Source organism: Pseudoalteromonas sp. T1lg75, from assembly GCF_002964705.1.
Taxonomy (GTDB): Bacteria; Pseudomonadota; Gammaproteobacteria; order Enterobacterales; family Alteromonadaceae; genus Pseudoalteromonas.
On sequence record NZ_PQCD01000062.1, the window covers coordinates 249,647 to 271,099 of the forward strand.

Annotated in this window: 20 protein-coding genes and 2 pseudogenes; 12 read left to right on the plus strand and 10 right to left on the minus strand. The window is 51.3% G+C overall.

The window, feature by feature from the left end:
- Positions 1-54 precede the first annotated feature (54 nt).
- A complete protein-coding gene (gene rluA, locus C2M36_RS16210) occupies positions 55-708 on the plus strand; it encodes a bifunctional tRNA pseudouridine(32) synthase/23S rRNA pseudouridine(746) synthase RluA (RefSeq protein WP_105255787.1) in 654 nt (217 codons plus the stop codon).
- Positions 709-774: 66 nt separating this feature from the next.
- Positions 775-1,632 (plus strand): DUF3530 family protein, encoded by an 858-nt coding sequence (locus C2M36_RS16215; protein WP_105255788.1) that lies wholly within the window; start codon positions 775-777, stop codon positions 1,630-1,632.
- Here the strand turns inward: C2M36_RS16215 and djlA are convergent.
- Positions 1,615-2,448, minus strand: a complete 834-nt coding sequence (gene djlA / locus C2M36_RS16220) for a co-chaperone DjlA (RefSeq protein ID WP_105255789.1) — start codon at positions 2,446-2,448, stop codon at positions 1,615-1,617. The genes C2M36_RS16215 and djlA overlap by 18 nt on opposite strands.
- 281 nt (positions 2,449-2,729) lie before the next feature.
- Between djlA and lptD the strand changes: the two genes are divergently transcribed.
- The 8 genes and pseudogenes from lptD to C2M36_RS16260 all read left to right on the plus strand — a co-directional run bounded on the left by lptD (position 2,730) and on the right by C2M36_RS16260 (position 13,271).
- Positions 2,730-5,042: an LPS assembly protein LptD gene (lptD, locus tag C2M36_RS16225; protein WP_234399194.1), complete on the plus strand. Its 2,313-nt coding sequence runs from the start codon at positions 2,730-2,732 to the stop codon at positions 5,040-5,042.
- A gap of 17 nt (positions 5,043-5,059) precedes the next feature.
- On the plus strand, positions 5,060-6,349 hold the full coding sequence (gene surA, locus C2M36_RS16230) for a peptidylprolyl isomerase SurA (protein WP_105255790.1): 1,290 nt from the start codon (positions 5,060-5,062) through the stop codon (positions 6,347-6,349).
- Between the two features lie 5 nt (positions 6,350-6,354).
- The gene (pdxA, locus tag C2M36_RS16235; RefSeq protein ID WP_105255791.1) at positions 6,355-7,347 is read left to right on the plus strand and encodes a 4-hydroxythreonine-4-phosphate dehydrogenase PdxA; all 993 of its coding nucleotides are present in this window, start codon (positions 6,355-6,357) and stop codon (positions 7,345-7,347) included.
- Positions 7,344-8,150 carry a 16S rRNA (adenine(1518)-N(6)/adenine(1519)-N(6))-dimethyltransferase RsmA gene (gene rsmA / locus C2M36_RS16240; RefSeq protein ID WP_105255792.1) on the plus strand — a complete coding sequence of 269 codons (807 nt, stop codon included), beginning with the start codon at positions 7,344-7,346 and terminating at the stop codon, positions 8,148-8,150. Before pdxA ends, rsmA begins: the two co-directional genes overlap by 4 nt.
- A complete protein-coding gene (apaG, locus tag C2M36_RS16245; RefSeq protein WP_105255793.1) occupies positions 8,134-8,523 on the plus strand; it encodes a Co2+/Mg2+ efflux protein ApaG in 390 nt (129 codons plus the stop codon). Before rsmA ends, apaG begins: the two co-directional genes overlap by 17 nt.
- 3 nt (positions 8,524-8,526) lie before the next feature.
- A complete protein-coding gene (locus C2M36_RS16250; protein WP_105255794.1) occupies positions 8,527-9,342 on the plus strand; it encodes a symmetrical bis(5'-nucleosyl)-tetraphosphatase in 816 nt (271 codons plus the stop codon).
- Positions 9,343-9,448: 106 nt separating this feature from the next.
- The gene (locus C2M36_RS16255) at positions 9,449-11,464 is read left to right on the plus strand and encodes a methyl-accepting chemotaxis protein (RefSeq protein WP_105255795.1); all 2,016 of its coding nucleotides are present in this window, start codon (positions 9,449-9,451) and stop codon (positions 11,462-11,464) included.
- A gap of 137 nt (positions 11,465-11,601) precedes the next feature.
- Positions 11,602-13,271 (plus strand): annotated as a pseudogene (locus tag C2M36_RS16260) (amidohydrolase).
- Here C2M36_RS16260 and C2M36_RS16265 read toward each other — a convergent pair.
- Positions 13,241-13,480 carry a YgjV family protein gene (locus C2M36_RS16265; protein WP_105255796.1) on the minus strand — a complete coding sequence of 80 codons (240 nt, stop codon included), beginning with the start codon at positions 13,478-13,480 and terminating at the stop codon, positions 13,241-13,243. The pseudogene C2M36_RS16260 and the gene C2M36_RS16265 sit on opposite strands and share 31 nt — an antisense overlap.
- A gap of 257 nt (positions 13,481-13,737) precedes the next feature.
- Here C2M36_RS16265 and C2M36_RS16270 point away from each other — a divergent pair, with 257 nt between their 5' ends.
- Positions 13,738-14,388, plus strand: coding sequence for a Crp/Fnr family transcriptional regulator (locus tag C2M36_RS16270; protein ID WP_105188284.1), 651 nt, complete (start codon positions 13,738-13,740; stop codon positions 14,386-14,388).
- 118 nt (positions 14,389-14,506) lie between these two features.
- On the opposite strand, the gene C2M36_RS16275 is transcribed toward C2M36_RS16270, so the two are convergent.
- From C2M36_RS16275 to rplU, 8 genes and pseudogenes are all read right to left on the minus strand, one after another.
- A complete protein-coding gene (locus C2M36_RS16275; RefSeq protein WP_105188285.1) occupies positions 14,507-15,067 on the minus strand; it encodes a phosphoribosyltransferase in 561 nt (186 codons plus the stop codon).
- 125 nt (positions 15,068-15,192) lie between these two features.
- A complete protein-coding gene (locus C2M36_RS16280) occupies positions 15,193-16,437 on the minus strand; it encodes a uracil-xanthine permease family protein (protein WP_105255797.1) in 1,245 nt (414 codons plus the stop codon).
- Entirely contained in the window at positions 16,437-17,066 is a 630-nt protein-coding gene (gene upp, locus C2M36_RS16285) for a uracil phosphoribosyltransferase (protein WP_105255798.1), read from the minus strand. The genes C2M36_RS16280 and upp overlap by 1 nt, the downstream gene beginning before the upstream one ends.
- A 155-nt stretch (positions 17,067-17,221) precedes the next feature.
- Positions 17,222-17,595 (minus strand): annotated as a pseudogene (locus C2M36_RS16290) (DUF3718 domain-containing protein).
- A gap of 78 nt (positions 17,596-17,673) precedes the next feature.
- Entirely contained in the window at positions 17,674-18,153 is a 480-nt protein-coding gene (gene folA, locus C2M36_RS16295; RefSeq protein ID WP_105255890.1) for a type 3 dihydrofolate reductase, read from the minus strand.
- 64 nt (positions 18,154-18,217) lie between these two features.
- Positions 18,218-19,378, minus strand: coding sequence for an Obg family GTPase CgtA (gene cgtA / locus C2M36_RS16300; protein WP_105255800.1), 1,161 nt, complete (start codon positions 19,376-19,378; stop codon positions 18,218-18,220).
- A 174-nt stretch (positions 19,379-19,552) separates the two neighbouring features.
- The gene (gene rpmA / locus C2M36_RS16305) at positions 19,553-19,810 is read right to left on the minus strand and encodes a 50S ribosomal protein L27 (RefSeq protein WP_105188290.1); all 258 of its coding nucleotides are present in this window, start codon (positions 19,808-19,810) and stop codon (positions 19,553-19,555) included.
- Between the two features lie 17 nt (positions 19,811-19,827).
- On the minus strand, positions 19,828-20,139 hold the full coding sequence (gene rplU / locus C2M36_RS16310; RefSeq protein ID WP_105199571.1) for a 50S ribosomal protein L21: 312 nt from the start codon (positions 20,137-20,139) through the stop codon (positions 19,828-19,830).
- A gap of 342 nt (positions 20,140-20,481) precedes the next feature.
- Between rplU and ispB the strand changes: the two genes are divergently transcribed.
- Positions 20,482-21,453, plus strand: coding sequence for an octaprenyl diphosphate synthase (ispB, locus tag C2M36_RS16315; protein ID WP_105255801.1), 972 nt, complete (start codon positions 20,482-20,484; stop codon positions 21,451-21,453).

The following is a 21,453-nucleotide window of genomic DNA, read 5'->3' on the forward strand; positions in this document are numbered from 1 at the left end:
CATTTCATTAAAATGGCCGGCCCAGGGTCTGTTGACCCTAGCTAGAGGTCGGCCATGCTTTTAAACTACAATCCCCCACGTTTTCCCTATCTGCAGATCATCTATCAGGATGACGACCTGCTGATCCTCGATAAGCCCAGTGGTCTGCTCACGGTACCGGGAAAAGACCCTAAACATGCCGACAGCCTAATTCGTCGCGCCAATATTGTCTTTCCAACCGCTAAAATCGTCCATAGATTGGATATGGCCACCTCCGGCGTGATATGTCTGGCACTGAACAAAGAAGCGCACCGCAACCTCAGCATGCAGTTTCAGGACAGACAAACCGCTAAGGAATACATCGCCATCGTCGATGGTCACCTAAAGGAAACGACGGGCTCGGTGGACCTGCCGCTTATCTGCGACTGGCCTAATCGCCCCAAGCAAATGGTGGATATGGAAAAGGGCAAGCCATCGCTAACCCATTATGAGGTGCTCGAACATGGCGAGAATAATACCCGGGTGCGCCTCACTCCCATTACCGGTCGCAGCCACCAGCTAAGGGTGCATATGCTGTCCCTTGGCCATGTGATCTTGGGCGATCGCCTCTACGCCTATCCCGAAGCCAAGGCCCGCGCACCGCGTTTGCAATTGCATGCCCACTGGCTGACCCTGAATCACCCCAGTAGCGGTGAAAGCATGACCTTTACCGCGCCCTGCCCGTTTTAAGGAACTCCCTAAACTATTTCCTCGTTTGGCCGATAACGGCCGTATGGATTGTGTGGGGATTTAAATATGCTAGGGCGCTTATCGATATTATGCCTGCTGATGGCGACGCCACTTTTTGCGAATGAGCCGGCCGGCGAGGAGCAAACGCTGACGCTTTTGGCTCAGGGTGAAGAGATGCAGATACTGCACCGTCCAGCCATGGCCGCCGAGCATCGCGGTACGGTGATCTTAGTCCCCGCCCAACACGACCCCTATGGTAATCGCCAGGGCTTTGCTCACTTACGCCGGTTACTCAGCAAGCAGGGCTACAGCAGCTTTTTAGTAGTCAACGCCGACTTAGGGCAACCACTAGGCGAGCCACTTGATGTAGCCGACAACGCAAATCGGGAGTCCGGCTCGGCAACGCCAAGCCAAGCCGATAAACAGGGCTCTTTGCCAGCCTCCGGGCAAGTCTCTACCTATACTCCCCCCTATCAGCCGGCCATGACGGAACACACGCTCGATAATCATCGGCGTCAACTCGAAGCCCGCCTTGAAGCCACCTTGACCCGAGCCCAAGCTGACAATCGCCCCATCAGTCTTATCGCCGCGGGGCAAAGTGCCGGCCTGATAAGTGAATACCTGAGCGGCTATCCGGATATACAACTGCAAGCCTTTATCAGTGTGGGCGCTTATCTGAGTGTCTCCGAACGCCACCAGCATATTAGCGCTAACTTATCGGTGATGGCGCCAGCGGTGTTGGATGTCTATCACCCGGGGCTACATCCATGGGCCTTGGCACAAAGAACGCAGCGCCGGCAATGGACGCACAAAAATCATAAATGGGATTATCGTCAGATCTGGTTCTCTGCCCCTCTGATTGATGAGCAACAGACACAACGCCTAAGCAAGGAAATAGACGGCTTTCTACGCCGCCTTTTTTAGGTACTCGTAAGCGGCCTGAATATCCTGGCTCTTCTTTTGTGCCAGACGCATCATATGCTCGGGCAGACCTTGAGAAACCAGCTTATCCGGGTGGTGCTGGGCCATCAGCTTGCGATAGGCCTTTTTGACCGTGGAGGGATCGGCGCCTTCTTCCAAGCCCAAGATATGAAGCGCCTGAGCGCGGCTCATGCCACTACTTGCACCACTGGGCGCGCGCTGCTGGTGTTGTTGATGAAACCTCTGTTGTTGCTGGCGAAACGCGAATTCGGCCTGATAGCGTTTGAGAATAAAGCTAAAGTGAGTTTTACTGACACCGAGTCCCTTAGCCACCTGCTCGAGTAACGTTTTTTCATGGGCCGTCAGGTGACCATCGCTGAACGCCATTTGGATCTGAATTTCTAAAAATAATTGGATAAGATCGAAGCGCCCGGCAAAATGCTCGCGAAACTCTCGCAAGGTTGCATTCATGGAAAAGTCTTCGGCTTTACCGGCGTTAAACGCCAATTGCGCTTCGCGCTTGTCCTCACCGGTCAGGCCCATTTCTTCCATAAAGGCGGTGGCGGCGCGAATATGCAGCTCGTTTACACGGCCATTAGACTTGGCTATATGCCCCATCACCGCGAAACAGCTGGAAAAGAACAACGCCTGGCGCTCGGACACATCGTCGTTATTAAAGAAACCACGAAATCCACCGGCATTATCAAAATCCTGTTTCAGACTTTTATCAAACAGGTGGCCAATAAACAGACCCAGGAACAAACCAAAAAAACGGCCAAACATAAAGCCAAAACAGGCACCGAGCACCTTACCCCACATTAGCGCTAACCCTTGTTATTTGAATATGCTCTCACATATTGACTAAAAATCATCGAACTAACAAGCACAAGCGCGTATCTATTAAGGTGGATATAGGCCATAAAAATGACGTATTTGTCGGTACTTGGCGGATGTAATTAGCCAAAAATTGCTTTATTATGTCATGCTTATTTCTAGGGTCTGTTTATCTTTGTGGTTTACTTTATATTCAGCCCAAACACAGAAAAAACAATAAAGGTCAACGGACCTAATACTTTTGGCAACTAAGCTAAGGTGAGTCAATGAATAAATTATGGGGCATGATAGCTATAGCCCTATATGGAACCCAAGCCAGCGTCGCACTTGCAGCTCTTGAACAAGCGGCGGATGCCAAGGTACCTGCTCCCGAAGGAAAAACGTTCACAGCGCCGGCTTCTGGCCATATCCCCCATTGTCTTGCTGTGGCTCGCCCTGCCCCGTGGCAGGCTCCCGATTTACCCTTAGGGGTGATTGAAATCGTTGCCGACGATGTCGAATTAATCGGTCAGGCCAGCGCCCAGTTTGATGGCGACGTAGACATCAGCAGCGCCACCATGACCCTGAATGCCCGTTCGGCGTTAATCGATAAACAGCAGGGTTTGCTTAATGCGCGGGGACCACTCACCTATCGGGATGGCGCCGCCATTATTACCAGCCGTGGCTTAAATGCCAGCCTGGATGACTCCAATATCAACTTATTGGCCGCCGATTACCAATTAACAGAACAACAAGGCCGCGGTGGTGCCGAGCAACTGCAGGTGTCGCAAGAGGCGCTCACCCTAAGCAATGCCAGCTTTACCACCTGCCCGGTGGATAATGAAACCTGGTCGATTAATGCCGATAAAATTATCTTGTCGCAGCAAGAGGGCTGGGGTGAAACCTATGGTGCAACGCTAAAGATCTACAATACTCCGGTCTTGTATTTGCCCTATTTCACCTTCCCCATCAACGATCAGCGTAAAACAGGCTTTTTAGCGCCTCAGCTATCAAGCTCGAATCGTTATGGTGTGGAAACCATTACCCCCTATTACATTAACCTGGCGCCGAATTACGATCTCACTCTAACGCCCCGTTATATGTCGAAAAAGGGCCTGCAGCTGAAGTCGGATTTCCGTTATCTTACCGAAACCAGCCAGGGCCAACTTGGCTTGGAATACCTTGACTCGGATAAGACCGAGCGCGAGCTGGGTAGTCGTTATCTGTACCACTGGCAGCAGCAAAGCTACTTTAACGACCAGTGGCGTGCCGGGGTCGATATCACCAACGTCAGTGACGATAACTATCTCACCGACTTGGGCTCCAGTTACGCCAGCAAAACAGACACCCATTTGGCACGTTCGGGCATTCTGACTCATTTAGGTGAGCGCTGGCGTACCGACATCCAGATTCAGGACTATGAAGTACTGGGCGACCACCTTGAGTCCTACACCGCCTTACCGCGTATTGGTTTTGCTCAGACTCAGGCCTATCAATTGGGTTGGTTTGACGCCAGCATCAATGGCGAGATCAGTCACTTCCGCAACAGCACCCGGGTGATAGACGAAGCGACGCGTTTGCATATCGAGCCTAAACTGCGTTTCAGCGAGGAGCGTTATGCCTGGTCTTTCTTGTCTGAATTCAGCCTCTTGCATACTTACTATGATCAGCAAGGGGAGCTGGAGGGCACCGAGTTTGAAGAAACCGTGCATCGAACCTTACCTAAGGTGCGCCTGTACAGTCAGTTGAACTTCGAACGAGACACCAGCTTGTTTGTCGATAACGGGATCCAGACCCTGGAACCACAAATCCAGTACCTGTATACCCCGAACAAGGATCAAAACAATATCGGCTTGTTCGACACCACCAAACTGCAGGACGACTTTTTCGGCCTGTTCCGTGACCGTCGCTTTTCCGGCGTCGACCGCGTCGCGGCGGCGAACCAGCTCACTTTAGGTGCGACCACCCGGGTATTCGATCATAAAAATGAAGAGGTGTTTAACCTAAGCGCTGGTCAAATCTTCTATTTGTCGGATTCTGCCAAACCCACGGCTCAGGATTTTGCCGATGAAACCAGCTACGACTCACTGTTTGCCAGTGAAGCCATGTGGCATTGGCACCGCCGTTGGTACCTGTCCGGGGGAATTCAATACGACATTGACGGCAGTCAAATGATTCAATCGCATCTGACCTTAGACTATAAGGGTGACGACAATGAGTTGGTGCAATTGAACCATCGCTATGCAAACGATGTCTCAGGGAATACAATTGAGCAAGTCGGCATGTTTACCAGTGTGCCCATCGATGACAACTGGCAATTCGTTGCCAGCTACCACCGTGATATTGAATCCGGGCGTAGCATCGAGGTATACAGTGGGGTACAGTACGAGTCGTGTTGCTGGGCGGTACAGATTACCGGACGCAGACAAATCGAAACAGACTTGAATCAAAGTATTAACCAAGAGCAAGCGGTCTTCGACTCGGGGATCGGCATCAAATTTGTCCTTAAGGGACTCGGAGGCAAGAGCAGTTATGATGCACAAGAAATACTTAAAGAAGGCATTTTTGGCTACCGTCGCCCCTACTTCCTTACTAATTAAAGCAATAACAACTATGAATTTTAGACGGTTTTTTAGCAACCAGTGTTCTCGCCCTCGGCCTCAGCCAAGGTGCTATCGCCAAGCCACAACTGATCGATCAGGTGGTGGGCACAGTCAATGAAGGGGTCATTTTACAAAGTGAAGTTGACGCCATTATCAACCGCGTAAAAACTCAGGCCAAGGCCAGTGGTCAGGAACTACCCAGCGACGAAGCCCTGCGCGTCCAGGCCATTGAGCGTTTGATCGACCAAACCCTGCTGCTGCAGATGGGCGAGCGCATGGGTATGGAAATTTCCGACGGTCAGCTTGACCAAACCCTGGCTAACATGGCCCGCGATCAAGGCGGCACCATTGCCGATATGCGCGCTTCTATCGAAGCCTCAGGTGAGAGCTTCCAGCAGTTCCGTGAGGATATCCGTAAAGAAATCACCACTCAGCAGGTATTGCGCGCCAACGTTGACCGCCGTATTTATATCAGCCTGCAAGAAATTGAAAACTTGCTGAAAATCATGGATCAGCAAGGTGGTAACGCCGAAGAATACGACATCGGCCACATCCTGATCGACATTCCCAGCGGCGCCAGCGCCGAAGACATTGCCAGCTCTCAGGAACGTGCCACCAAGGTTATTGAGATGCTCAATGACGGCCAGGAATTTAAGCGTATCGCCATCGCCTCATCAAGCGGTTCAAAAGCCCTTGAGGGTGGTCAGTTAGGCTGGATGAGCACCAATGAAATGCCTTCATTATTCGCAGAAGCGGTAAAGGGTAAGAAAAAAGGTGAAATCATTGGTCCACTGCGCAGTGGTGCCGGCTTCCATATCATCAAGGTACAAGACGTACGCGGTCGCCAGGTTGTTGAAACCGTCGAAGTTCGCTCACGTCATATCCTGTTGAAGCCATCGATTATCCTGAGCGAGGAAAAAGCCCGCTCAATGCTGGCAGAATTTGTTAAAGACCTGCGTGCCGGTGAAGCCGACTTTGCCGAACTCGCCAAGGAATATTCTGAAGACCCGGGCTCGGCGCTTAAGGGCGGTGAATACGATTGGACCGATCCAACTACCTATGTGCCGACCTTCCGCGACACGCTAATGGCATTGGAAAAAGACGAGATCAGTGAGCCGTTTCGCTCTAATTATGGTTGGCACATAGTGCAACTGCTTGATAAGCGCGTTGCCGATAAAACCGACCTGGCCAAGAAAAACCGCGCGCAACAGCTGTTGTATAACCGCAAATTCAACGAAGAAAGCTTTGCTTTCCAACAGGAAATTCGCGAACAAGCACACATTGATATTTTCGCAGAGGAATAAAGGCCATGACGTTGCGTATCGCTATCACCCCAGGTGAACCGGCTGGCGTGGGTCCGGACTTGCTGATTGCTCTGGCGCAGCAAGCGTGGGACGCACAATTGGTTGCCATTGCCGATGCGCAACTGCTGCAGCAGCGAGCCGCTACCTTGGGCTTGCCGCTGACACTTATCCCTTTTGACGAGCAAGCTCAGGCACAGCCTACCGCCGCCGGCACCCTGTTTTATCATCAGGTAGACCTGGCGGTGGAAGCCATTCCCGGCCAGTTAGATGAGCAAAATGGCGAGTATGTACTCGACACCCTGCGCATCGCCTGTGAAAAAAATATGGACGGCACCTTCGATGCCGTGGTCACGGGGCCGGTGCATAAGGGCATTATCAATAAAGCTGGTATTTCCTTTAGCGGCCATACCGAATATTTTGCTCAGCAATCCAACACCCCGGATGTGGTGATGCTGCTGGCCACCGAAGGACTGCGCGTGGCCTTAGTAACCACCCATATCCCGCTGGCCTACGTGGCTAAAGCCATTACCCCCGAGCGCCTCGCCAAGGTGATCGGTATCCTAGATCACGATTTGCGCACCAAGTTTGCCATTGAGCAGCCACGTATTTTAGTCTGTGGCTTAAATCCTCATGCCGGCGAAGGCGGTCACCTGGGGCGCGAAGAAATCGAGGTGATGACACCCACCCTTGAGGCCCTCAATAATCAGGGCATGCACCTGATCGGCCCACTGCCCGCCGACACCCTATTTCAAGATAAATATCTTGATGAAGCGGATGCGGTACTGGCTATGTATCACGATCAGGGGCTACCTGTGTTAAAATATAAGGGTTTTGGAAATTCAGTAAATATCACCCTTGGCCTTCCCTTTATTCGGACCTCCGTTGATCATGGTACAGCCCTAGATCTGGCGGCCACCGGCCAAGCAGATGCCGGCAGTTTCCGCGTCGCCCTGAGCGAAGCGATCAAACTGGCGAGCAAAAAAGCGCAGAGACAATGACAGATAAAGTACACTTAGGACACCGAGCGAGAAAACGCTTCGGGCAAAACTTCCTCCACGATGAAACCGTCATCGACAAAATCGTCACCGCGATTGACCCGCGTCCGGGCGATAACCTGGTCGAAATCGGCCCAGGCTTAGGCGCCATTACCGAGCCGGTCACCGAGCTGACCGACCACCTCTACGTGGTCGAGCTGGATAAAGACCTTGCGGAGCGCTTGATCCATCACCCCTTTATGGCACCGAAACTGACCGTGCATCAGGGTGATGCGATGAAGTTTGACTTCTCTAGCCTGCTTAACGACGAGCGCAAGCTAAAGATCTTCGGTAACCTGCCCTACAATGTCTCGACGCCTTTATTGTTCCACTTATTCGAGTATGTGGACAACGTCGAGCACATGCACTTTATGCTGCAAAAAGAGGTCGTTAATCGCATGGTTGCGAGCCCAGGCTCAAAAGCCTTTGGTCGCCTTAGCGTTATGACCCAGTATTACTGCCACGCTATTCCGGTCATCGAAGTGCCGCCAACTTGCTTTAAACCGGCACCGAAAGTGGACTCGGCCGTGGTTCGCCTGGTACCTAAGGCGCCGGAGCAACGCACCGCAAAAAGCACCAAGTTGCTTAATACCGTGTGCCTTGAAGCCTTTAACCAGCGTCGTAAAACCTTGCGTAATAGCCTGGCGAACCTGCTTGATGCAGAGCAGTTACAGGCATTGGGCATAGACCCTAGTATCCGCGCAGAAAGTTTAACGCTACAGCAGTTTATCGATATCGCGAATTGGTTATATGACAACAAGCAGTAACTCAGAGTCGGCCATTAAAGTCATGGTAGAGACCTTCTACGTTGAAGGTCAATCCGAGCCGGAACATGACAAATATGTGTTCGCCTACAACATCACCATCAAAAACCACAGCCTGAGCAGCACCAAGCTGCTTAGTCGCTACTGGCTGATCACCGATGCCAACGGCAAGGAAGTGGAGGTCGAAGGCGAAGGCGTGGTCGGTGAGCAACCAACCATAGGCCCGGGTGAGAGCTACAGTTATACCAGCGGCGCCGTACTAGACACGCCGGTGGGCACCATGCAGGGCTATTATGTGATGCGCAGCGAATTCGGCAACGAATTCCAGGCGCCTATCGATGTATTCCGTCTTAGTTGCCCGAATATTCTGCACTAACCCATGGCCCAGTATGCACTTGGCGACATCCAGGGTTGCTATCAAGAATTAGATGCGCTGCTAAAGCGCATCGACTTCAATCCAAGTAAAGATCATCTCTATTGCGTTGGCGACATCGTTGCTCGTGGCCCGGATTCCCTTGCCTGCTTGCGACGCCTGCATGCCATGGAACACGCCGTGAGCATTACTCTGGGCAATCACGACCTGCATCTGCTCGCCACCGTGGCGCTGGGCAAAACAGCCAATCCCAAGGATAAGCTCGCCACCCTGTTAGCGGCCCCGGATTGTCAGCAGCTGTTAGCCTTCTTACAACGCCAGCCCCTGGCCATCTGGCTGGAAAAACGCCGTATCCTGTTAAGCCATGCCGGCCTGTCACCACAATGGTCGCTGACCCAGGCGCTGCAACAGGCCCGTGTTGCCGAACAATGCTACCAAGGTGAAAACGCAGCCTACTACTTTGAACGCATGTATCAAAATGCGCCGAGCCAGTGGGCCGAGGCTAAAAACGAAATAGATAAGTTTATCTATACCATCAATGCCTTTACCCGCATGCGCTTCGTTGACCAACAAGGGGCACTGAACCTGAGCGACAAGGGCGCGCCACACCAAGCCAGCCCGCTTATTCCCTGGTTTAAACACCCTAATCGCGGTGGTGAGGACTTTGATATTGTCTTTGGTCACTGGGCGGCGCTCGAAGGCCATACCGGAATAGCCCATATCCATGCCTTGGACACCGGTTGTGTCTGGGGTGGCAGCATGACGGCTATGAATTTGAAAAATAAAAACAAAGTATCGATACCAGCCTACCTTTCATCGTAATAAACTGCGCTCCACGGTAAAAATTGTTACATTTTCGCTATAAAACCCTCAACTTTTCGTGCCAGTCGCCGATAAGTTATCTAGTCCAATGTAGTTAGGAATTTGTATGCAGCTTACCGTGAGTCAACGTATCTGGGGTGGTTTTATTATCATCACCTTGTTACTGCTAACAATTGGTGGTAACTCACTGTTTCGTATAGCCAATATTGATAGATCGACGCAAAGTGTCAACCAGCTCTCGCTCCCGGCGCTGGAAAAAAGCTCCGAGTTACAGGTTGAATTTGCGCTCATGAGCAAGGCCGCCCTGGGTGCCTTTTACAGTGAAGATTTAACCCAGCTTGGAGCACTAAAGCAAAGCTACCAGGAACAACAACAGAAATTCCACACCAGCATGGACACCTTACAACAGGTGGTCACCGAGCAGCCCAAACTGGCCGCCCTCGCCAAGCAGGTTAAGCAAATCTACGGTGAGTCGGAAGCTCAGGTGGCTCAACTCTTTAGCCAAAAGGAACGCGCCCTCACCTTAAGCAGCCAACTGCGCGAGCAGTTCGACACCATAGATCTGAATGTGGAAGACGCCATTGCCGTAACCCTGGACATTGCCGACCTCGACGGCTTGGAGGCATCGGCGCCCAGAGCCTTTGAAGCGAATCGACAAATTGAAAACCACCTAGGCTCCATCACCACCACCAGCAATGATCTATTAACCCTCAACAGCCTGCAAACTCTGGACATAGTCAAAAATGATCAGCTCTTTTATCTGACCGAGCTAGAGCGCTCTGTGGCCCTGATCTCAGCGGAGGTCAGCGCCAAGGACGAAGGCCTATTCAATGACTTGAACGGTTATCTGACGAGCATCCGTAAGCAGGTACAGGGCGACAATTCTCTGGCGCAAAACAAGGCGGCCTTGCTGCAGACTCAGGCACAAGCCAAGGCCAATCTCGACGGTTCGGAAACCACTAACGGCAAGGCCATCGCCGCATTGGCGGCCCTGGTTGAGCAGGTTCACGAGCTGGCGGCCACACAACAACAAGGGTTACGCAGCGATGTAACCAAGGCCAACGTCTGGACCTGGCTAGGCATGCTTATTGCCACCCTTATTGCCATCGTCGTTGCCTTTATCACCGTCAGCCGCATCACTAAGCCCTTGGACGAAGTGAACCGGGTGCTTAATATCGTCGCTTCCGGCGATATGACCCAGCGCCTCGATGACAGCGGCAAAGACGAATTTGCCGAGCTGGCACAAAGTTGCAATACGCTGATCGACAGCCTGCGCTCGCTGATCCAAAGCATTATCTCTCGCTCGACACAATTAGCGGCGGCGTCGGAGCAAACCTCAACCATTACCAGCGAGTCGAGCCAGGCCATTGAGTCCCAGCGTGCCCAGGTTGAACAAGCGGCCACCGCCACCACAGAAATGAGCAGCACCTCGCAAGCGGTGAACGACAGTGCCCAACAGGCACTGAGTGAAATTAAAAATGCCGACGCCGAAGCCAATCGCGTGAAGGGCATTTCTAACCAGAATAAGCTCACCATAGAGCAACTGGCCTGTGAAGTGGATAACGCTTCGCAAGTGATCAACCAGCTGCATCAAGACAGCGCCTCCATCGGCGGCATTCTTGATGTGATCCGCGGTATTGCTGAACAAACCAACCTGCTGGCGCTGAACGCCGCCATCGAAGCGGCGCGGGCCGGCGAGCAAGGTCGCGGGTTTGCCGTGGTGGCCGACGAAGTGCGCTCGCTGGCGAGCAAGACACAGGAATCGACACAAGAAATTCAAACCATGATCGAATCGCTGCAAAGCGGCGCACAAGCCGCGGTTGAAGCCATGTCCAAGGGCCGCCTGCAGGCCGAGTCTTGCGTAGAGCAAAGCGAGCACGCCAGCGCCGCTCTTGATTGCATTACCCATGCGGTGGCCACCGCCTATGATGTCAGCGATCAAATCTCCTCGGCGGCCATGGAGCAGCACCAGGTCTCCCAAGAGATCAGCGAACGACTGGAACAGATCGTAGCCATCGCCGAACAAACCGCTCAAGGCGCTAATCAAACGTCGGAGTCCAGTTCTGAGGTCGCCAAATTGGCCGAAGAGCTGCGTTTATCCGTGGATGGCTTTAGGGTTTAAACCTCAACCGGAAGACCGGCCTGCCCGGTCTTCCTCTCTCCCGATTTTCTCCTAATCCCTTCTCTGCTGACAGGCATCGTGTTTGTTGTCGCTGTGGATATTTATTTGCTACAGTCATTTTTCTGCCGAGGAGGAAAATATCCATGAAAAACAAGCTTATTGCGCTAATGATAACGACGCTGGTGCCCTTTAGCACCCTGGCCGGCACCACTGTGGTGTACAACGCCAAGGGCTATACCCCAACTCAGGATGGCGAGCTCGCCCACTTTAGCACCCTAGTGATTAAAGACGGTCGCGTGCTTAATCGCGGCGATCAGCAACTAGCCAAGAGCTACCCCGATGCCGAGCGCATCGATGCCCAAGGCAAGGTCTTGCTGCCGGGGTTGATCGATGCCCATGGCCATGTGATTGGCTTAGGTCAAAACCTAATGCGCTTGGATTTGCGCGATACCCAGTCGGTGGAGCACATTGGTGAGAAGCTAAAAGCCTTTGCGGCGCAATCAACCCAGGATTGGATTATTGGCCGTGGCTGGAACCAGGAGAACTGGCCAACGAAACGCTTTGCCACGGCGGCGGACTTGGACAAATATGTCAGCGACCGCCCGGTTGTCCTAACGCGCATTGATGGTCATGCCATCTGGGTTAATACCAAAGCCATGGAACTGGCAGGCCTTAAAGGCACGGAGCCGAGCCCCGAGGGCGGCGAAATTATTCGTAATGACCAAGGACAAGCGACTGGGGTCTTCATTGACAAGGCTGAAAACCTGATCACCACCCATATTCCCAAAGCCGATGCTCGGGCTCTGTCCACTGCCTTGGACAAGGCCGGCGCCCATTTACTTAGCCTCGGCATTACCAGTACCCATGATGCCGGCATCAGCAAAGACACCTGGCAACTGTACCGCCAACGCGCCGCACAAAATAACTTACCGCTGCGCATCTATGCCATGCTGAGCGCCGCCATCCTCAACTGGTAAGCATGCTTAAAGCCGGTAAGGTTAGCGATGCCAACGACATGCTCTCCATTCGCAGCGTTAAAGTCTATGCCGATGGCGCTTTAGGCTCCCGCGGAGCGGCATTGCTTGACGATTATGCCGACCGCAAGGGCCATCGCGGCCTGATGCTGGAAAGCCAGGAACAGTTAGAAGAGATTTTCAAAACCTGTTTTGCCCATGGCTTCTCGGCTCACACCCATGCCATTGGCGATCGCGCCAACCGCGATGTACTCAACGCCTATGAAAACGTATTTAAAAGCACCGGCGGCAAGTTACTGCGCAATCGTATCGAGCATGCGCAAATCGTCGCTCCGAGCGATATCCCCCGCTTTAAAACGCTGAAAATTATTCCTTCCATGCAGCCGGTGCACGCCACCTCGGATATGCATATGGCCGAGCTACGCTTAAACGAACAACAATTAAGTGGTGCCTATGCCTGGCAGACATTTTTAGCGCAGGGCTCAAAGGTCGCAGCCGGCTCCGATTTCCCGGTGGAATTAGCCAATCCCTTCCACGGTCTTTACAGCGCCATCACCCGCCAGAACCATCAAGGTCAGCCGCAAGCCGGATGGCGCCCGCAGGAATTATTGACCAGAGAGCAGGCACTGCGCGCCTTTACTTTGGATGCGGCCTATAGCGCCCATCAAGAGTTTAAGCTTGGAAGTTTGGAAAAAGGCAAATGGGCCGACTTTATACTGGTCGACACCGATATTATGACTGCCCCGGTACAGGACATCTGGCAAACCCAGGTGTTACAAACCTGGCTTGGCGGCGAAAAACGCTACGAGCGCAGCGCTTCGGTGACGCCTTGATTGAACTTTAACTTGTAGAGGTGGTAGAGGTTAACCAAGGCCAGCAAGGCATTGGTTAACGCCACCGGCCAGGCATCTATGGCCAAGCCATAACAGCTAAAGGCGATACAACCGGCAAGATTGAACCAACGCAGCTTATAAACATCGCTCATCGCTAAAGAGGTGACGAGCAGCGCCGAGGCAAAATACCCTAAATATTCCCACGCCATTTGTCCTCTCCTTCGCTTTACGTTAGCATTGATAAACCACTGTGAGGGCAAGGATTCGCATGCACCACAGGGCGATTACAGAGAATAAAAAGGTCAATTCACACCACCGAGTAATAAACCGAACAATAAACACGGGAATCGTTATGCTAAGGAACAACCCGGTTATAATGTGTAAATTGACATAAAATACGTTAGACCTTCATGCTAGCGTCATATGGTTGTAACAAAAAGGACAATTGTCCCAGCAGGCTTTGACAATGTTTCAGTATCATTTTTCAACGGATCTCGTTGAGCAGCTTCTAAATTATGCCGGTAGTTATTACCAGCAGGAGAAAAAAGAAGTCTTGCTGCACCAGGATCAACCGCTACAAAAGTTAGTGCTGGTTCGCAGCGGTACTGTGTCTTTTAGTTATGATGTGGGTAACGGCCGCCGTCTTTTGCTTGGCCAGCTTGATTGTAACAACACCTTGATCGGTGAAATTGAGGCATTGAATAACCAGCCCTGCATCTATACCGTCACCTGCTTTAGCGATGTCAGCTATAACCTGATCGAACTAAAACATTGGCGCCAGGTATTGTTGGCTAACCCGCAGTTGAGCCTGTATACGGCGCAGACCATTGCCGCTAAGTTTCAGGAGAACCAAAAGGTTAACCTCGACAAACTGCTGTTGCCCCTGAGCTATAACATTGCCAAGGACTGCCTGATGCGGGCCCAAAACACCAACCCGACCTTGTTGCGTGCCTACCCTACGGTGAGTGCCGAAGCGGAGCGTTTTGCCACCACGGAGCGTGCCTACCGCCGGGTGGTAACCGAGCTGGTCGACCGGGGCCTGATCGTACGCTCAAAAGAGGGCTTGCAAGCCATCGACATTCCCGCCCTCTCGGCCTTTGTCGACAGCTTTATCTAATACCAATTCACTTAAATAGCTAATCATTCTAGCGGGCTAAATATCATGCTCACATATTTAACAGAATTGGTATAAGCATAAAAAAAGCAGCCTAGGCTGCTTTTTATTTCACTGTCTATTACACAAACAGATCTTTAATATTGGCAAGATCGGATTTACCTTCCTGCAACTCTTCAGGCGTCAATCCCGACAACTCGTGCGGGAACACTAACCACTCATCAGAGTCATGAATGTAGTAGTCCGGCTTCATTGGCACCTTGGTATTCTTCGGCTTGTAATAAGGACAAGCAACACGAATATCCTGAGGCAGGTTTAAACGCATCAGTTCGGCCAGCTTTTCCTTGAGTGCGTAAATGCTGCGGCCCGAATCGAATACATCGTCAACAATCAACAATGAGTTGTTGGCATTGGCATTTTCAATGATGTAGTGCAGACCATGCACCTTGATCTCTTTCGACTGCTTGCCGATACCATAGTAAGACGAGGTACGTACGGCGATATGATCCGTGTCGATACCCTTGTAGTCGTAGTACTCTTGCACGGCGATACCTATAGGTGCGCCGCCACGCCAAATACCAATGATGAAATCGGGTCGAAAGCCATCTTCATAGACTTGTGCTGCGACGCGGAATGAATCTTCCAGCAGCTGTTGCGCGGTAATATAACGCTTATCTGACATAGGAGTGCCCCTAATAATTAAATGGCGATAGTGCCTGCATATTGCACTCTGCCACCATGATCTTGAAAGACTAAAGGCGGCAGATTCTAACTTATTTATGGAACAAATGCTCTAGGCGATTAATCCTAGCCGTCATTTTGTTCCGATTCTGCCTGATGCTCGGGTAACAGTAAATTAAGCACTATGCCAAAGATGGCACAGAGGCTCACCCCTTGCAGGGCAAATTCATTGCCGCCTATCTGCATACCGCCGATACCGAAGACTAAAATCAAGGCAACGATCACCAGGTTACGCGGCGCACTTACATCCAGGTCTGCCTTCATCAGGGTTTTTAAACCCACTACGGCAATGGAGCCAAACAGCAGGATCATAATGCCACCCATCACAGGCACAGGAATGGTTTGCAGTCCGGCGCCCATCTTGCCGATAAAGGCTAAGACCACGGCAATAATAGCGGTCCAGGTCATCACTCTGGGATTGAAGTTTTTCGTCAGCATCACCGCCCCGGTTACCTCCGAGTAAGTGGTATTGGGGGGACCGCCAACGCTGGCTGCCAAGGTGGTGGCGACCCCATCTCCCATCAGGGTACGATGCAGCCCGGGCTTTTTCAAAAAGTCCTTACCGGTGACGTTACTAATCGCCATCATGTCGCCAATGTGCTCGATGGCCGGTGCCACGGCCACCGGGATCATAAAGGCAATGGCCTGCCACTTAAACTCAGGTGCGCTAAAGGCCGGCGCCGCAAGCCAGGAAGCCTGTTGCACCGCGCTAAAATCGACCACACCAAACGCCAGGGCACACAGATACCCGGTGATCACCCCAGCGAGAATCGGCACCAAACGCCAAATACCGCCGCCAAACACCGAAACCACTATGGTGGCAACCAGTGCCGACATGGAGATCCACACCGCATCATGGTAGGCAACCAATTGTGCCGTGCCATCGCCGCTTTTACCCATGGCCATGTTCACCGCCACCGGCGCCAAGGCCAGGCCAATCACCATGATCACCGGACCAACCACCACGGGCGGTAACACCTTGTGCAGCATGTCCGTGCCCTTTAAGCGCACCATCACAGCCAGCAGCATGTAAGCGCCACCGGCGGCCATCAGCGCGCCCATGGTCGCGGCACTGCCGTACAACTGATTACAGGCGATAATGGGAGCAATAAAGGCAAAGGATGAGGCCAAAAATACAGGTACCTGGCCCCGCGTGATCCATTGAAATGCCAAGGTGCCTAGACCCGCGGTAAAGAGCGCGACATTGGCATCTAGCCCGGTTAACAAGGGCACCAAGACCAGGGCGCCAAAGGCGACAAAGAGCATTTGCGCGCCGGTGATCATGGTCTTAGGGGATAAAAATGCACTCATTAAACGGTACCGAAGATCTTATCGCCGGCATCGCCCAGTCCTGGCACTATGTATCCTTTTTCATTTAAATGGCTGTCTAATGAGGCGGTATAAATATCCACATCCGGGTGCGCTGCTACGGTTTTCTCTATGCCTTCCGGCGCCGCCACCAGGACAATCACCTTGATTTGCTTACAGCCAGCCTTTTTAAGCATATCCAGCGTAGCTATCATAGAACCACCGGTGGCCAGCATAGGATCGATAACCAGGCTTAAGCGCTCATCGATATTGCCTACCAATTTTTCAAAATAGGGAACTGGCTCTAGCGTTTCTTCGTTACGCTCAAGACCAACAACGCTGACCTTGGCGCCGGGGATCAGGTGCATCACACCGTCAAGCATACCCAGACCCGCACGCAAAATTGGCACCACGGTAATCTTCTTCCCTTTAATACTTTTAACGGTTAGCTCATTTCCCTGCCAACCCGTGATTGCGGTATCCGCCAGCTCAAGCGTTTTCGTTGCTTCGTAGGTCAGCAAGGTGCCGACTTCCGAAGCGAGCTCGCGAAAACTTTTAGTGCTAATGCCTTGCTGACGCATTAAACCTAGTTTGTGTTGTACTAAAGGGTGATCAATTACGTGAATTGCCATAGAAAGACCTAGTTGGAGAAATTTGCGCTATTTTAACCAGTATAGGGCGCGAACTGAATTAGATTTAAAAGCAAAAACAAAAAAACCACGGTAAGAACCGTGGTTTTTGTGCTTTTTTAGCGAATTTTGCATCTATAGCAATAATTCAATCGGTATTATAAACCCGCGCGTTCTTTTAACACGGCAATAAGCGTGAATCCCCATAGCCATTGCTTGTTGCCCAGTTAAGGTCGGCGCCATCTTCAAGTGCACTCTTGGGCAGGCTCTTGATGATGTATTCGCCGGTATCCACCGCCTGACTTGCTACGGCGTGACGTACCAGGTTATTGCCATTACATTGCACGCTGTCGCTAACATCACGAAGCTTAATACGTGCACTACGCAAGGTTTTGCGCAGGCGGTTTTTATCATTGGCGGCAATGTATTCGCAGATGGTTACGGCGAGTCGTTCATTGGCACTGGCTGGCGCCGTATAAAACGCCGAGCCGGCCAATATGGCCGTTGCGATTACCCCAGTTAATAATTTCATTAGTTGCACCCTTTTAATACTTTTTTATTACAAAGTAGACAAATAGTTTACCAATCGGGGCAATATTTAGCAATTAGCTCACACTTCCTTACTAAGCGTGACGAACTCATAATTATGTGGATTCGTCTCATCCTGACCATGCTGTTCACGCTCTATACAGTGCCAAGGCCCTACGGCTTCATAGTCTGGAAAACAAGTATCGCCGGAGACATCCAAATCGATAAAGGTTAAATAAAGGGTGTGGCACAAGGGCAAACATTGACTGTAGATATTACCGCCGCCGATAATCATCACCTCTTCAACCCCTTCTACCATACTCAACGCCTGTTCAACCGAGGTGGCCGTTTCGGCGCCGGCAAATTGATAGTCGCCATTACGGCTGATCACTATATTGCGGCGTCCCGGCAGTGCGCGACCGATAGACTCCAGGGTTTTTCGGCCCATAATAACGGGTTTCCCTAGGGTCACTTGTTTAAAATGCTTCAGGTCGGCGGGCAAGTGCCAAGGCATATCATTGTCTTTGCCTATCACTCGGTTATGGGCCATCGCCGCTATCATGGAGATTTTCACTGCTGATTCCTTTACTCATAAAAAAGGGCGCAAGCGCCCTTAAGGTAATACATTAACGTTCGTAGATGACCTCGACATCATAGTCGTCATCATCCCAATCGTCCCAATCATCGTCGTTGTCATTGTCTTTCGTTGCGTGACGGTGATAGGTATCCCACTTAAATTCGACTTCTTCTTGCTCTTGGTGCTGCTCGAACTTGTCTTTCGGCATGGATTCAAGCAACTGCATGATATCCTGACACAGTTCCTGAGTATTCAATTTACTCGCGGCACTGATTTTATAGATATCCTGCTCAACACCCAACTCTTCAGCGATACGAGCACAGGTTTCCTCGACTTCATCCTCGGGAAGCAGGTCGATTTTGTTAAATACCAACCAGCGCGGCTTATCCGCCAATTTCGGGCTGTACTGATGCAGCTCATTGATAATCGCAAAGGCATTATCGACCGGATCTGAACCATCGATTGGCAGCACATCGATAACGTGTAATAACACACGACAACGCTCCAGATGCTTCAAGAAGCGAATGCCCAGGCCAGCGCCGTCGGATGCGCCTTCGATTAATCCCGGGATATCGGCGATAACAAATGACTGACCCGAAGCCGGACGCACCACGCCCAGGTTAGGTACCAAGGTGGTGAATGGGTAGTCTGCCACCTTAGGTTTGGCCGCCGATACGCTGCGAATAAAGGTCGACTTACCGGCGTTAGGCAAACCTAATAGGCCCACATCCGCTAGCAACATCAATTCCAGTTTAAGGTTACGCACCTCACCCGGTGTGCCTAGGGTCTTCTGACGCGGCGCACGGTTAGTACTGGACTTAAAGCGGGTATTACCTAGACCATGGAAGCCGCCCTTAGCGACGATCAGCTTCTGCCCATGCTTGGTTAAATCACCCAAGGATTCTTCGGTGTCGACGTCGGTTACGCGTGTACCAACCGGCACCTTGAGGATTAAATCAGCGCCTTTCTTACCGGTACAGTTACGGCTTTGACCATTGGTACCACGTTCGGCGCGATGAAAGCGCTCAAATTGGTAATCGATCAGGGTATTGAGGTTTTCGTCGGCCTCAAGATAGACACTGCCGCCGTCACCGCCATCGCCGCCATCCGGGCCGCCATCGGGTACGTATTTTTCGCGGCGAAAGGAGACTACGCCACTGCCGCCGTCGCCGGCTTCTGCGCGGATTTCGACTTCATCAACAAATTTCATGATTTTTCACTTAGCGGATCTGCGATTGAATGTTTCTATTATATCAATTGCTTTTGATTAATGCTCACTAACAATGCGATTAGATAGCAGAACTAAAGCTCGTAGGCAGAGCCCGTGCAATTGAAAACAAAAAACCCCGCAAAAGCGGGGTTTTTCAGTAAGTCTGTATGCTGATTATTCAGCTACGATGCTCACGTATTTACGGTTCAAAGGACCTTTCTGTTCAAACTGAACTTTACCATTTGCAGTTGCAAATAGAGTGTGGTCTTTACCCATGCCTACGTTTGAGCCAGCGTGGAACTTAGTACCACGTTGACGAACAATGATGTTACCCGCTAGTACAGATTCACCACCGAAACGCTTAACACCTAGGCGTTTACTTTCTGAATCGCGACCGTTACGAGTACTACCAGCTGCCTTCTTATGTGCCATCTTTCTGTACCTCTAAATTAAGCGCTAATGCCAGTGATTTTAACTTCAGTGAACCACTGACGGTGGCCCATCTGCTTACGAGAATGCTTACGACGTCTAAATTTAACAATCTTCACTTTCTCGCCACGACCGTGAGAAACAACCTCAGCTGTTACTTTACCACCGTTTACGAACGGGGTACCGATCTCGATTTTCTCACCATTAGCAACTAAAAGTACTGTGTCAAATTCAACTGCTGCACCAGTTTCAACGTCTAGCTTCTCTAGACGAATCGTTTGACCTTCAGTCACACGGTGCTGTTTACCACCACTTTGGAAAACCGCGTACATAATTAACTCCGTCTGTGCGCCCTCAAATCGACGCAACTAAATATTCTTCAATAGGGCGCGAAGTCTACGCTAAAACACCCTTCTTGACAAGCGTCTTTTTCAATAAATTATTTGAAAAAATGGCGCCGATGAGGACATGAAAAAATTTTCCCTATTTTATCCTTTTTTGGCCGCTTGCCAAGTTCATTACGCACTTTTTAAGCAATTAATTTGCCTTTGGTCGTTTTTTTGCTACCTAGCCAATAAAAAAGCCCCTTTATGGGGAAAGTGTCGAGCTGAAGCCAAAATTAATGTACAATTCTCGGCGCATTTCCTCGGACAAACGACGTGGCACGGAGTTAAATGGATATAAAGGCTATCCAGACGCTTATCGCTGACGATATGAACAGCGTCAACCAGTTAATATATGCGCAGATGCAATCTGATGTTGCTCTGGTCAATCAGCTTGGCCTCTATATAGTCAACAGCGGCGGCAAGCGTGTTAGACCTATGCTCGCCCTATTGGCGGCTCGCGCACTGGGTTATCAAGGTGATAAACACATTACTTTAGCAACCATAGTGGAGTTTATTCACACCGCTACCCTGTTGCACGACGATGTGGTCGATGAGTCGGCGCTACGCCGTGGCGAACCAACGGCCAATGCCGAATTCGGTAATGCCGCCAGCGTCCTGGTGGGCGACTTCATCTACACCCGCTCATTTCAGTTGATGGTCGGTCTTGGGCAAATGCGCATCATGGATATCCTCGCCGATGCCACCAATGTGATTGCCGAAGGCGAAGTGTTGCAGTTGATGAACTGCAACGACCCGGACACCACAGAGCAAAGTTATATGCAGGTGATTTACTCTAAAACAGCCAAGCTGTTTGAGGCCGCGACTCAGTTAGCCGCGGTGATCACCGAGCAAGATGCCGATGTCGAAGAAGCCCTGCGCCTCTACGGTATGCACCTGGGCACCGCCTTCCAATTGGTAGACGATGTGCTCGATTACAGTGCCGATGCCGAAACCCTGGGCAAAAACATTGGTGACGACCTCGCCGAAGGCAAGCCCACACTGCCCCTAATTTATGCAATGACCCAGGCCGAGCCGGCTCAGGTCGAGCAAATTCGCACCGCTATTGAACAGGGCAATGGTTTAGATCATCTTGACGACATTCTTACCACCTTGGCACAAACCAAGGCCCTGGAGTTCACCATGGAGCGTGCTCAGCAAGAAGCCGATAAAGCCATTGCCGCGCTCGACTTTATGGCCGCCAGTGAGTTTAAAGACGCCTTAGTAGCACTGGCCAACATTGCCGTTAAACGCGATCACTAG